Here is a 13,412-nt window from a genome sequence, read left to right on the forward strand (position 1 = left end):
GGTGGAGTTCCTGCTGTCGATCCGGCCGCTTCTGGCCATTGCCGTAAGCCTGGCGGCAGCGGGGCTGATCCTGTGCCTGCACCAGCGCCCCAACCTGCGGGATGCGGTATCCGTGGCCGCGGCGGTGCTGAAGTTCCTGATAGTGATTTCGATGGCTCCGCTGGTGCTGGCCGGCGGCACGCTGGAGCTTAGTTTGTTTGAAATCCTGCCGGGGGTGGATTTTGCCTTCAGAGCGGACGCGCTTGGGATGGTGTTCGCCACTGTGTCCAGCCTGCTGTGGATTTTTGCCGCCCTCTATTCCATCGGCTACATGCGCAGCCTGAACGAACATGCGCAGACCCGGTTCTTTGCCGCCTTCGCAGTGTCTTTGTCGGCGGCGGTGGGCGGGGCCTTTGCGGCCAATCTGTTCACTCTGGTAATCTTTTACGAAGTGCTGAGCCTTGTGACTTATCCGCTGGTCTACCACAAGGAGGACAGCGAAAGCTGGGCCGGCAGCCGCCGCTATGCGGTCTATCTGATCGGCGCCTCGAAATCCTTTCTGCTGGCAGCGCTGGCGCTTACTTATCAGTTGGCCGGTTCGCTGGATTTTCTGCCGCAGGGGCTGCTGGCGGGTTCTGGTGCCGAGGGCTGGCTGCTGAGTGCGGTCTATCTCTGCTACCTCGCAGGTTTTGCCAAGGCGGCAGTGATGCCGTTCCACGCCTGGCTGCCCGCTGCGATGGTGGCGCCGACCCCGGTGAGCGCCTTGCTGCACGCAGTTGCCGTGGTGAAGATGGGCGTGTTCTGCATGCTGAGGGTGATTTTTCATGTGATCGGCGTCGATTTGATGGGCAGCCTGGGGCTCGGCATTGCCACTGCCTACCTGGTGTCCTTTACTATCGTGATGGCCTCGGTCTATGCTCTGACCCGCGACGACCTGAAGGCGCGGCTGGCCTATTCGACTGTCAGCCAGCTCTCCTACATCATCCTGGGAGCGGTGCTGCTGACGCCGATGGCGGCGATTGGCGGCATCACCCATATTGCGGCGCATGCGTTTTCCAAGATCACGCTGTTCTTCTGCGCCGGTTCGATCTACTGCGCCTCGCACCGCCGCAACATCAGTGATTTGTCAGGCATCGGGCGGCGGCTGCCCTGGACCATGGCAGCGTTTTTCATTGGCTCGCTGGGCATGATCGGCATTCCGCCCTCCGGCGGGTTTGTCAGTAAATGGTATCTGGTGCTGGGATCGGCCGGGGGCCAGGAGATGGTGTTCCTGACCGTGCTTCTGGCCAGCGCGCTGCTCAATGCGGCCTATTTCCTGCCAGTGACTTACACCGCGTTCTTTGAGGCTGAGAAACCCGGCACCCCTGGTCTGGTGGCGATGCAGGACGTGCGCGAGATCCCGATGGTGGCGGTGCCATTGCTGATCACAGCACTGTTGTCCTTGGCGCTGGGGCTGAATCCGGGCTTCTTCGTTGAATTGGCGCAGCTTGTGATGCGCGGAGCGGGGCTGTGATGATCGGCCGGCTGGTGAATTTCTTCGGCGACACGCGGTACAAGAGGCTGCGCTGGCGGCTGCTGGTGGTGGTGCTGGGGCTGATCCTGATCGCCGATCTGCTGGTGCCGCGCCACCACAGCGAACACTTCTGGGACGCCATCCCCGGCTGGGGGGCGGTGTTCGGCTTCGCCAGCTGCGTGGCTATCATCTTCGTTAGCAAGTTCATCGGCCACAAGGGCGGTATCATGCGGGACGAGGGCTATTATGACTGAGTGGCTGCACCCTGCAATGCTGATGCTTCTGGGCGCGCTGCTGCTGCCGCTCATCCGCGGCACCGTACAAAAGCTGCTGTCGCTGATCGTGCCGCTGCTGGTGCTGTACAGCGTGTCGCAGATGGAACCGGGCAGGTCCGGCGCAGTCGCTTTTGCCGGCATTGAGCTGGTGCTGTTCCAAGCTGACAAGCTGTCGCTGGTCTTTGCTTGGGTCTTTGCCATCATGTCGGTGATCGGCAACCTCTATGCTTGGCATATAGAGGGCACCGGCCAGCGGGTTGCCGCATTTCTGTATGCGGGCAGCGCCTTTGGGGTGGTCTTTGCCGGCGACTGGCTGACGCTGCTGATAGGTTGGGAGGTGATGGCCTTTGCCTCCGCCTATCTGATTTTTGCCTCGTGCAATGCCAAGGCAGTGGCGGCGGGGTTTCGCTATCTGCTGGTTCATGTGGCGGGCGGGGTGCTGCTGTTTGGCGGCATTGTGCTGCACGGGTTGCAGACCGGTTCCTGGCTGGTGGGGCCGCTGGATGCGGGGCAGGGGGGCTTGGCCTACTGGCTGATCCTGGTCTCTTTCCTGATCAATGCGGCGGTGCCGCCTCTCAATGCCTGGCTGACTGATGCCTACCCCGAAGCCACTGTGACCGGCGCCGTGTTCCTCAGCGCCTTCACCACTAAAACCGCCGTTTACGTGCTGATCCGCAACTACCCGGGGACGGAGATCCTTGTGGGGCTCGGCGTCGCCATGGCGCTTTACGGGGTGGTGTTCGCGGTGCTGGAAAACGACTGCCGCAGGCTGCTGGCCTATCACATCGTCAGCCAGGTGGGTTACATGGTGGCAGGCGTCGGGATCGGCACCGAGATGGCGCTGAACGGGGCCGCCAGCCATGCCTTTGCCCATATCCTCTACAAGGGGCTCTTGTTCATGGGGGCTGGCGCCGTGATCATGATGGCCGGGCGGCGCAAACTGACCGAACTGGGCGGGCTGTACCGGACGATGCCGCTGACCGTTGTGCTGTACATGATCGGCGCTTTTGCCATTTCGGCCTTTCCCCTGTTCAGCGGGTTTGTCAGCAAATCTATGGTGGTCTCCGCTGCCGCCGGGGACCACCGGGCGGCGGCGGCGCTGCTGCTGACCGTGGCCTCCTCCGGCACTTTCCTGCACACCGGGTTGAAGCTGCCCTATTACATGTTCTTCGGCAAAGACAGCGGGCTGCGGCCGCCGGAGCCGCCGCTGAACATGCTGCTGGCGATGGGTATCGCCGCAGCCTTCTGCATCGGCATCGGGGTCTATCCGCAGATACTTTATGCGCTGCTGCCCTATCCGGTGGACTACCAGCCCTATACCGGCGTGCATGTTACCGAGAGCCTCGGCATCCTGATGTTCACCCTTCTGGCCTTTGTGCTGCTGCTGAAACGCCTGGATCCGGAAGACACCATCAGCCTGGACACCGATTGGGCCTACCGGCGCGGCGCGGCGCTGTTCATGCGATTGGCCAAAGGGCCGGTTCTGGTTTGGGAACAAATGCTGATCACCTTGGCCGACGGTGCCGGGCTGCGGCTGATGCACCGCCTGTCGCGGCTGAGCCTGCAAGTGGACCTCGGGGTGGTGGATGCGCTGGTCAATGGCGTGGCTGAGACCGCCCGCCAAGGCGGGCTGGTGCTGCGCAGGCTGCAGACCGGTGTGGTGTCGCACTATGCTTTCTGGATCATTGCCGGGCTGATTGCAGTGCTCGGGCTGCCGCTGGTCACCGGGATAGGTGCGCGATGAACGGCCTGCCCGTCCTCAGTATCCTGATCCTGCTGCCTGTGGCGGGGGCAGCCGTGGTGCCATTCCTGCGCGGCAGGGATGCGGTGCGCTGGTTCACCCTTCTGGTGCTGTTGGCGGATTTCCTTCTGGCGGTCTGGATCCTGGCCGCCTTTGATCCGGCTTCCGCCGCGATGCAGTTCCGCGAGGCCCGCATCTGGGTGCCCGCGCTGAATATGGGCTACCGGCTGGGCATCGACGGCATCAGCGTCTGGTTTGTGCTGCTGACCACGCTGCTGGGCTGGATTTGCGTGCTAGCCTCCTGGCGCGCGATTGCCGAGCGGGTCAAGGAGTTCATGACCTGCCTGCTTGCCATCCAGGCCATGATGGTGGGCGTGTTCTGCGCCCTCGATCTGGTGCTGTTCTACGTGCTGTGGGAAGTGATGCTGGTACCGATGTATCTGATCATCGGCATCTGGGGCGGCGGGAACCGGATCTATGCCGCGTTCAAGTTCTTCCTTTACACTCTGGCGGGCAGCTTGCTGTTCCTGGTCGGTTTGCTGGCGCTGTATTTCGCGGGCGGGCGCACCTTTGACATGCTGGCGCTGATGGCGGCGGAATATCCGTTCCGGCTGCAAGTCTGGGTGTTCCTGGCCTTTCTGGTGGCCTTTGCGGTCAAGGTGCCGATGGTGCCTGTGCACACCTGGTTGCCGGATGCCCATGTGCAGGCGCCGACGGCGGGCAGCATCATCCTGGCCGGTGTCTTGCTGAAGATGGGTGCCTATGGTTTTCTGCGCTTCTCGCTGCCAATGCTGCCGGATGCCTCGCAATACCTGGCGCCGTTGATGATCACCCTCTCGGCTGCCGCTATTGTCTATGGCGGGCTCTTGGCGCTGGCGCAGAACGACATCAAGAAACTGATCGCCTATTCCAGCGTCAGCCATATGGGATTTGTCACCCTCGGGCTGTTTACCTTTGAGGTAAACGGCATGTCCGGCGCGGTGATCCAGATGTTCAATCACGGCATATCAACCGGCGCGCTGTTCCTGTTTGTCGGGCTGATTTACGAACGCACCCACAGCCGCGAAATTGCCGCCTACGGCGGCATGATCAAGGCTGTACCGGTTTTTGGCATCCTGTTTGCGGCTTTTCTGCTAGCGTCCATGGCCGTGCCTGGCACCAATGGCTTCATCGGCGAAATCCTGGTGCTGGCGGGCACTTTCGGGGTCAGCGGCTGGGCCGGGACCGCCGGGGTGCTGGGGGCGCTAATCGGGGCGGCTTATCTGCTGGGGCTGTACCGGCAGATGCTACTGGGGCCGGTCAAAGTGCCGGAGGGATCCGTGATGCAGGACCTTCGCCACCGTGAATTGGCCTGCGCGGCGCCGCTGCTGCTGTTCGTGTTCTGGTTCGGCCTGTATCCAAAGCCCTTCCTTTCCATCCTGCAGCCATCACTGGATCACTTGATGACCCAGATTGTGCCAACGGGGACGGCGCAATGAGGAGGGCGGCATGGAGATGACATCGGTCACCGCCTCGATACTGGCTTCCGGCCCCGAGATCATCATCATTCTTGCGGCCTGTACCGTGCTGATGCTGTCGCTGCTGCCCGGCCCGGGCCATGTCAGATGGCTGGCGGGAATAAGCGTTTTGATGATTGCCCTAGCTGCGGGCATGAGCTGGGGTCTTGCAAGCGGCAGCCCGCAGACAGTCTACTCTGGCATGTTTGCGGTTGATCCGTTTTCTTCGTTTCTCAAGATGGTTCTCTATCTGGGAACCGCGCTGACGATCCTGATGTCCGGGGGGTATCTGGCCACGGAAAGGGCGGTGAAGGGCGAGTATTACGCCCTGTTGCTGTGCGCCCTGGCGGGCGCGATGATTATGGTGTCGGGCAACGATCTGGTGATCATCTATGTCGGGCTGGAGCTGCAGGCGCTGTCGGTTTACGTGCTGGTAGGCTTCCTCAAGACACATGGCAGGTCCAACGAGTCGGCGCTGAAATATGTGATTCTGGGTGCGTTTTCCTCTGGTCTGCTGCTGTTTGGCCTGTCGCTATTCTATGGCCTGGCGGGCACGACCCAGCTGCAGGGTCTGCAGGCGGCGCTGGCGGCACAGGATATCTCCAGCCCGCTCCTGACACTCGCAGCGTTGTTTCTTCTGTCGGGCCTTTTATTCAAGGTCGGCGCGGTGCCGTTCCATATGTGGGTGCCCGATATATACGAAGGTGCGCCTTCGCCCATCACCGCTTTCATGGCGGCGGTGGGCAAGACGGCGGCGTTTGCAGTGTTGCTGCGTATTCTGATGCTGGACTTGGTAGCGCTGGAAGCGGTCTGGCGCGCCAGCGTCGTGGCAATGGCGGTGCTGACCCTGGGGCTGGGCAGCCTGGCGGCGCTGGTGCAGCAGAATATCAAGCGGATGCTGGCCTATTCGTCGATTGCGCATGCCGGTTTCCTGATGCTGGGGCTGATTGCCGGCGGCACCGGCGGCCTGGCCAGCGTGATGCTGTATCTGCTGATCTATACTTTCATGACGCTGGGGCTGTTCGCCGTCATCATCCTGCTGAACAAGGGCGCCGATCTGGGAGAGCCAATCTCTGCCTTTGCCGGGCTGGCGCGCAGCCATGCCGGACTTGCGGCGATGGCGCTGGTGTTTCTGTTTTCGCTGGCGGGCATTCCGCCCACCGGCGGCTTTTTCGCCAAGTTCTATGTGCTTATGGCGCTGATCGAAGCAGGCCATGCGGCGCTGGCGGTGATTGCGGTGCTGTTCAGCGCGACAGCCGCCTGGTTCTACCTGCGTATCATCATGCTCATGTACATGCAGGAGCCTGCGGAACCGGCAAAGATCCGGATCTCCCCGGCAGTGCGGCTGGTGCTTCTGACAGCCCTTGCCGGCACCCTGCTGACCGGTGTTCTGCCGACCTGGTTTCTGGGCGTGGCGCAGGCGGCGGCAGCGGCTGGCCTTGGTTGAGGAGGCCCATTGGTGTATGCTTGCGGCAAGAAGAGAACACCGCGGCAGGTGCTGCCGGAACACTAAGCCTGAGGAGGGTCGGACAGGGTCGAACACATAAGGAAAGACAGCAATGCCTATCGATTTTCTTCCTGTGTTTCTGATGGTTGCCGTAGTCGTCGCGCTTTCGGTGTTCATCCTGACTCTGTCGCGGCTGATCAGGCCGGCCAATCCTTACCCGGAAAAGAACCGGCCCTATGAATGCGGCGTCGATCATGTCGGCGAGGCGTCGGGGGGGCTGTTCAAGGTTCAGTATTTCGTGATTGCCATTCTCTTTGTCGTGTTCGACGTCGAGACCATGTTCCTGTTCCCGTGGGCGGTGGTGCTCACTGACCTCGGGCTCTTCGGCTATATCGAGATGTTTGTGTTCATCGCGCTGCTGCTGGTCGGTTTTGCCTACGCCTGGATAAAGGGAGCTCTGGAATGGGTGTCCTGACCAACCGCTTCCAAGACAGCGTGTTTTTCACCACTTCGGACAACATCATCAACTGGAGCCGCAAATCATCGCTGTGGCCGCAGACCTTCGGCATTGCCTGCTGCGCAATCGAGATGATTTCCGCGGGCTGCTCGCGCTATGACCTGGACCGGTTCGGGGTGGTGTTCCGGCCCTCGCCGCGGCAGTCGGACGTGATGATCGTGGCCGGCACGGTGACCCGGAAAATGGCGCCGATTGTTCGCCGCCTTTATGACCAGATGGCCGAGCCTCGCTATGTCATCGCGATGGGAACCTGCGCTATTTCCGGTGGCGTCTACAACACTTATGCGGTGGTGCAGGGCGTTGATTGCATCATCCCGGTGGACATTCACGTGGCCGGCTGCCCGCCGCGACCCGAGGCGCTACTGCATGGTTTCCTGCAGTTGCAGGAGAAGATCACTGGCACACGGGTGCTGCGGGCCGAACCGGATACGCTGCCGGCTCCTGAGGGTGCGTAACCATGGGTGAGGCAATTCCCCTTGCAGGCGTCCTGGAGCGGTTCTGCAGCAGGGTTGCGCTGGATGAAACGGCGGCCGACATGCCCTGCCTTTGGGTGCCGCCCGAAGACCTGGTGGAGCTGTGCCTGTGCCTGCGGGACAATTCAGAGCTGCAGTTCAATTTTCTTTCCGATATCTGCGGTGTGGATTTCCACCCGGAGACCCCGCGCTTCCAACTGGTCTATCACCTGGTGTCGATCCCCAACCATTGGCGGTTGCGGCTGAAGTGCCAGCTTGGCGACCCGCCGGTCGCGCCCACCATCACCCAGGTCTGGACCACCGCAAACTGGCACGAGCGGGAGGCCTATGACATGTACGGCATCCTTTTTGACAACCACCCGGATCTGCGGCGGCTCTATATGTGGGATGAATTCGACGGCTTCCCGATGCGCCGCGACTTTCCCCTGCGCGGCTACAAGGACGGCATGAACCCGCTGGGCGTTGAACGGACGGAAAACGGGGGCGGGGCATGACCGAAGTCACAACCCTGCAGGAAACTCCGGCTGGCAGCGGCTATGCGCGCGAAGTGCTGATGAACCTCGGCCCGCAGCACCCTAGCACCCACGGCGTTCTGCGCCTGCTGCTGCAGATGGACGGGGAGATTGTTGAGCGGATCGAGCCCCATATCGGCTTGCTGCACCGGGGCACTGAAAAGCTGTTCGAAAGCTTCACATACACGCAGATTTTCCCGCTGACCGACCGCTTGGACTATCTCTGCCCGCCGTCCAACAACCTGGGCTATGCGCTGGCAGTCGAGGCGCTGCTAGGGATCGAAGCGCCAGTGAGAGCGCAGTACATCCGAGTTATCATGGCGGAACTCGCGCGCATTTCCGGCCATCTGCTGATCACCGGCGCGCTGCCGATGGACGTCGGCGCGATGACTTCGCTGCTTTACACTATGCGTGACCGCGAGATGGTCTTGGACCTGATGGAGATGATCAGCGGGGTGCGGATGCACACCTCCTTTGTCCGGGTCGGCGGCGTACGCGAGGACCTGCCGGATGGCTGCGAAGAACGAATTCTGGAGTTCTGCAACATCTTCGCGGACCGGATTTCGGATTATGAAACCTTGCTGAAAAACAACCGCATCTTCCTCGCCCGGGTAGAGAACATTGGCAACATTGCCGCCGAGGATGCCATCGCCCTTGGCCTTACCGGACCCAACTTGCGGGCCTCCGGCGTGGACTGGGATCTGCGCCGGGATGCGCCCTATGAAATCTATGACCGGCTGGAGTTCAACGTGATCACCCGCAAGGACGGCGATTGCTATGACCGCTGGAAATGCCGCTTGGACGAGATGCGCGAAAGCCTGCGGATGATCCGGCAATGCGTGGAGCAGATGCCCAAGGGCGATTTCCTGGTCGATGATCCGAAGATCGCCTTCCCGGTCGACAAGGACCTGCTGGCCCATTCGATGGAAACCCATATCCACCACTTCGAACTGGCAGCCTATGGGTTCAAGGTCCCGAAGGGCGAGGTCTATTCCGCCATCGAGGCGCCCAAGGGCGAGCTGGGATATTACCTGATTTCCGACGGCAGCGAGAAGCCGTTCCGGCTCAAGGTGCGCTCGCCTTCCTTCGTCAACCTGCAGGCACTGACCGAACGCACCACCAACATGAAGTACCTGGCGGATGTGATCGCCATGCTCGGCAGCCTGGATCCGGTGATGGGGGAGGTTGATAAATGACCGACGACCGCACCGTTGCCGGGATCAAAGCCGCGCTGGCTGCCCAGGTGCAGGAAGCCGCGGCGCGCTACCCCACCAGCCGCAGCGCAATCATGCCCGCGCTTGAGCTGGCCCAGCAGAAATACGGCAGCGTCGATGGCACCACCTATCAGGCCGTTGCTGAGTTGCTGGACGTCCCGGAAATCTGGGTGTTTGAGGTGGCGAGCTTCTACACCTTGTTCGACCGGGCGGAGCCAGGGCGCCATCACCTGCGCCTTTGCACAAACGTGTCCTGCATGTTGCGCGGGGCGGAGGAGATACTGGACTGCCTGCAAGAGCAACTGTCGGTGAAAGACGGGGAAACAACGGCAGACGGGCTGATCACGCTCAGCGGTGTGGAATGCCTGGGCGCTTGCGACAAGGCGCCGGTTCTGATGGTTGATGATGAGTATCATGAAGACGTCACTGCAGAGACGCTCGACGCGCTCCTGAAGGTCCTTACGCGTGAGGCAAAGGAGGGCGCGGCATGAGCGAACTGGTGCTTCTCAAGAACATTGAGAACCCCGATGCGCCTGACATCTCTGTCTATGAACGCTCCGGCGGTTATGAAGGCATGAGGATCGTGCTGGCCGGCTACGCGCCGGATCAGGTGATTGAAGCCGTAAAGACGTCAACCCTGCGCGGGCGGGGCGGGGCCGGTTTCCCCACCGGTCTGAAGTGGAGCTTTGTTCCAAAAGACAGCGGCAAGCCGCATTATCTGTGCTGCAACGCCGATGAGGGCGAGCCGGGCACCTTCAAGGACCGCATCCTGATGGAGCGCGATCCGCACCAGCTTATCGAAGGCATGATCATCGCCGCTTATGCGATCGGCAGCAACACAGCATATTTGTACATCCGCGGAGAATACGGGCTGTCGGTGCGGCGCTGCGAACAGGCCATCGTGGCGGCCCGCGCGAAGGGTTATCTTGGCAAGGACATTTTGGGCAGCGGCTTTGATCTGGATATTCACATCCACAAGGGGGCCGGCGCCTATATCTGCGGCGAGGAAACTGCGCTCCTGGAATCAATCGAAGGCAAGCGCGGCCAGCCGAAGTTGAAACCACCGTTCCCGGCGGTAGCGGGCCTTTACGAATGCCCCACCGTGGTCAACAACGTGGAAACGCTTGCTTGCCTGCCGCATCTGTTCCGCCGCGGGGTGGAGTGGTTCACCTCGATGGGGCCCAAGGACGGGCCGGGGCCCAAGCTGTTCTGTTTCAGCGGCCATGTGAAAGCACCCGGCGTTTATGAAGCGCCGATGGGGTTGCCTCTGGGCGAGATGCTGGAGGTTTATGGCGGCGGCGCAATCAACGGCCGCTTCAAGGCAGCAATCCCGGGCGGCGTGTCGGCGCCGATGTTCCCAGAGAGCGGTTTCGATGTGAAGATGGACTTCAGCTCCTTGGCGGAGGCAGGCAGCATGCTGGGGTCTGCCGGGGTGATCGGCCTGGATGAGAGTGCGTCAATCCCGCGCGTGGCGCGGCGCATTACAGAGTTTTTCAGCCATGAAAGCTGCGGCAAATGCACTCCCTGCCGTGAAGGGTTGACTTGGGCCGCCAAGATACTGCGCCGGATAGAGGCCGGCGAGGGCTCGCCCGGCGATGTGGAGCAGCTTGAAATGCTTTGCGGCAGCATCTTTGGTAAATCCTTTTGCGCGCTCGGCGATGGAGCTGCTTGGTCCTTGGGAGCGGCGCTCAAGCACTTCCGGCATGAGTTCGAGGCGCTGATTCCAGTCCAGGCACAGCCAGTGCAGGAGATGCGGCTATGGTGACGTTCACCCTGGATGGCCGCGAACTGCAGGTTGAACCGGGCACCACCATCCTGCAGGCCGCGCGATCTGCTTCAGTCGAAATCCCCACCTTTTGCTATCAGGAACGCCTGTCAATCTCTGCCTCCTGCCGGATGTGCCTGGTCGAGATCGAGGGCCGCGGAAAGCTGGAGCCCTCCTGCGCCACCGCGGTGGCCGAAGGCATGGTGGTGCACAGCCGCTCTGACCGGGTTGTGGAGACACGAGAGGACATGCTGGAGATCCTGCTCGCCAATCATCCGCTGGACTGCCCGGTCTGCGACAAGGGCGGCGAATGCGAATTGCAGGACACGGTATTCGAATACGGCCGCGGCAGCTCACGCCTGCGCGACCCGAAACGGGTGTTCCGCGAGCGGGATATCGAGCTCAACCAGGTGATCGTCTTCAACGCCAACCGCTGCATCCAGTGCCAGCGCTGCGTGCGTATGTGCGAGGAAATCGTCGGCGACGTCGCGTTAGGCACCTCTGAGCGCGGGTTGGACTCTGAAATCACCGGCACCGGCAACAGCCTGAAGGACTGCAGCCATTGCGGCAATTGCATCGAGGTCTGCCCGGTGGGCGCGCTGATGAGCATCCCCTACCGGTACAAGGCGCGCCCCTGGGACATGCAGCGGACCGAAACAATCTGCGGCATGTGCGGCACTGGCTGCAGCATGACGGTGGAGACACGCGACGGAGAATTCAAGCGGGTGAAAAGCCGCTTTGATACCGGAATCAACGGCGAACTGCTGTGCGCCAAGGGCCGGTTTGGGTTTGATGCCATTGGCGTCGGCGATCGCATCCGCGAGCCGATGATCAGGAAGAATGGCGGCCTGGCGTCGGTCAGTTGGGCGGAGGCAATCGGTTTCGTGGCCGCAAAGGCCCGCGAAGTCCAAGAGCAGGGCGGCAGCATCCAAGGGCAGATTTCGCCGCGGCAGACCAATGAAACCGCGTTCATGTTTCAGCGGCTGATGCGGCAGGCCTTCAGCACCCAGGACATCCGCTCCAGCACGCGCTTCAGCGGTCTGCAGGCTGACGGGGCAATTGCAGCTCTGGCGCAGACCGTTGGAGAGCTTGCGGCCCGCAGGCCGTTGGACAGCCTTCTGAAGGCAGATTGCATTTTCGTGCTGGGGTCGAATGTGACCGATGAGAACCCGGTCAGCGGCTATTTGATCCGCGCGGCGATGGCAGATCCCGGCAAACGGCTTCTGGTGGCAAGCTCCCGGCCCTGCGGCCTGGACGGGATAGCGGCTGCAAAGCTGCGCCTGCTGCCGGGCCGGGAGGTGCATCTACTGGCGCAGCTCACTGCAGGCGGGCAGGAGGTGGAGAGCCGCGCCATGGCCGGGTTTACAGGTGCTGCCGAACCGGTCTTGGCTGGTGCAGAGAGTATTGCCCTGCTGGCTGGGACTGAATTCCTGCGCACCGGCGCGGCCGCCGAAACGTTGCAGTGGATTGCACATGCGGTTGCTCATTACTCGGCTCAAGGCAAGGCAGTCCAACTGCAGTTCCTTTTTGACCGGCCGAACCAACTGGGCTTGTGGGATATGGGCTGCCTGCCGGGTGTTTTGCCGGGCTGGCGGCCTAGCAAGGGTTCCGAAGCGCCAGCGGACGAGGCGCCGGGGCTGCTGTATGTCCTGAGCGCCGACCCGGCCCGCACCTGGCCGGACACAGGACCAGGCGACAGGGGCGGGCGGCGTGCGGGTTGCTTGGTTGTGCACGGACCCCATATGAACGCTACGGCAGAACTGGCGGATGTGCTGTTGCCAGCCCCGTCATATGGCGAGGAAGACGGGACCTTCACAAACAACGAAGGACGGGTGCAGCAGGTACAAGCGGTCAAGGCCGCCGGCTATGACGGGCCAACGCCGCGGCAGGTATTCAAGCAAATTGCGCAAGCCATGGGTGAGGAACTGCAACCGGTTTCTGCGGAACAGGTGCAGGCTGCGATTGCAGAGGAGGTGCCGGGATTTGGAGCATTCGGGGTGGAAGGGACATCTGAAGTTCCTGCTGGGGAAGTGCCGGCTTCTGCATTGCCGTTGTTGCCCGATGATGGCGACAGTCAGAGTCAGGAGCGCTATCTTGTCACGGGCGACGGCCTGTTCCAGTCCGGTCAGCTGTCAACCCGTTCGGAATGCCTGTCTATGCTTGGCGGTGGACCCTATGTGGAGTCGAACCCAGGAGAAGGTTATGCCCAAGCTGCCGGTGCGCTGTCAGTTCGGATCTCGTGCCAAGGGGCAAGCTTTACCGCGCCCCTGAAGATCAACACCGCATTTGACGAAAAGACGGTCTTTATTCCAGAATGTTATCTGGTGAATGGCGAAAATAGCCTGCTTGCGGATGCCGGCTACCCGCCAAGAGTAACGGTGGAGTTGCTGCCTCTGGAAGATTGAGTGCGAGGGCACCCTAGAGTTACGGCAGTTGACCACAAAAAAGCGAAATGGCGGCACGCCCGAGACACCGCTGCT

The 13,412-nt window shown here is 61.7% G+C and carries 12 protein-coding genes; all 12 read left to right on the forward strand.

The genetic code is table 11. The features are described from left to right. Position 1: 1 nt before the first annotated feature. Positions 2-1,492, forward strand: coding sequence for a monovalent cation/H+ antiporter subunit D family protein (locus KUW17_RS07665; protein WP_222477682.1), 1,491 nt, complete (start codon positions 2-4; stop codon positions 1,490-1,492). After that, entirely contained in the window at positions 1,492-1,746 is a 255-nt protein-coding gene (locus tag KUW17_RS07670) for a hypothetical protein (protein ID WP_222477684.1), read from the forward strand. The genes KUW17_RS07665 and KUW17_RS07670 overlap by 1 nt, the downstream gene beginning before the upstream one ends. Then, positions 1,739-3,511 (forward strand): Na(+)/H(+) antiporter subunit D, encoded by a 1,773-nt coding sequence (locus tag KUW17_RS07675; protein WP_222477686.1) that lies wholly within the window; start codon positions 1,739-1,741, stop codon positions 3,509-3,511. The genes KUW17_RS07670 and KUW17_RS07675 overlap by 8 nt, the downstream gene beginning before the upstream one ends. Next, a complete protein-coding gene (locus KUW17_RS07680) occupies positions 3,508-4,986 on the forward strand; it encodes an NADH-quinone oxidoreductase subunit M (RefSeq protein ID WP_222477688.1) in 1,479 nt (492 codons plus the stop codon). The genes KUW17_RS07675 and KUW17_RS07680 overlap by 4 nt, the downstream gene beginning before the upstream one ends. Before the next feature lie 10 nt (positions 4,987-4,996). After that, positions 4,997-6,451 (forward strand): NADH-quinone oxidoreductase subunit N, encoded by a 1,455-nt coding sequence (locus KUW17_RS07685; RefSeq protein WP_222477690.1) that lies wholly within the window; start codon positions 4,997-4,999, stop codon positions 6,449-6,451. A 112-nt stretch (positions 6,452-6,563) separates the two neighbouring features. Then, the gene (locus KUW17_RS07690) at positions 6,564-6,926 is read left to right on the forward strand and encodes an NADH-quinone oxidoreductase subunit A (protein ID WP_222477692.1); all 363 of its coding nucleotides are present in this window, start codon (positions 6,564-6,566) and stop codon (positions 6,924-6,926) included. Next, positions 6,914-7,423: a NuoB/complex I 20 kDa subunit family protein gene (locus KUW17_RS07695; RefSeq protein ID WP_222477694.1), complete on the forward strand. Its 510-nt coding sequence runs from the start codon at positions 6,914-6,916 to the stop codon at positions 7,421-7,423. Before KUW17_RS07690 ends, KUW17_RS07695 begins: the two co-directional genes overlap by 13 nt. Before the next feature lie 2 nt (positions 7,424-7,425). After that, positions 7,426-7,935: an NADH-quinone oxidoreductase subunit C gene (locus KUW17_RS07700; RefSeq protein WP_222477696.1), complete on the forward strand. Its 510-nt coding sequence runs from the start codon at positions 7,426-7,428 to the stop codon at positions 7,933-7,935. Continuing rightward, complete coding sequence (gene nuoD / locus KUW17_RS07705; protein WP_222477698.1) at positions 7,932-9,149, forward strand: NADH dehydrogenase (quinone) subunit D; 1,218 nt, start codon at positions 7,932-7,934, stop codon at positions 9,147-9,149. Before KUW17_RS07700 ends, nuoD begins: the two co-directional genes overlap by 4 nt. Then, a complete protein-coding gene (gene nuoE / locus KUW17_RS07710; protein WP_222477700.1) occupies positions 9,146-9,658 on the forward strand; it encodes a complex I 24 kDa subunit family protein in 513 nt (170 codons plus the stop codon). The genes nuoD and nuoE overlap by 4 nt, the downstream gene beginning before the upstream one ends. Then, positions 9,655-10,932 (forward strand): NADH-quinone oxidoreductase subunit NuoF, encoded by a 1,278-nt coding sequence (gene nuoF, locus KUW17_RS07715; protein ID WP_222477702.1) that lies wholly within the window; start codon positions 9,655-9,657, stop codon positions 10,930-10,932. The genes nuoE and nuoF overlap by 4 nt, the downstream gene beginning before the upstream one ends. After that, entirely contained in the window at positions 10,926-13,337 is a 2,412-nt protein-coding gene (nuoG, locus tag KUW17_RS07720) for an NADH-quinone oxidoreductase subunit NuoG (protein ID WP_222477704.1), read from the forward strand. The genes nuoF and nuoG overlap by 7 nt, the downstream gene beginning before the upstream one ends. The last annotated feature ends 75 nt before the right edge of the window (positions 13,338-13,412 follow it).

The sequence above is a fragment of the Leisingera aquaemixtae genome, assembly GCF_019801145.1.
In the GTDB taxonomy this organism is placed as follows: Bacteria; Pseudomonadota; Alphaproteobacteria; order Rhodobacterales; family Rhodobacteraceae; genus Leisingera; species Leisingera aquaemixtae_A.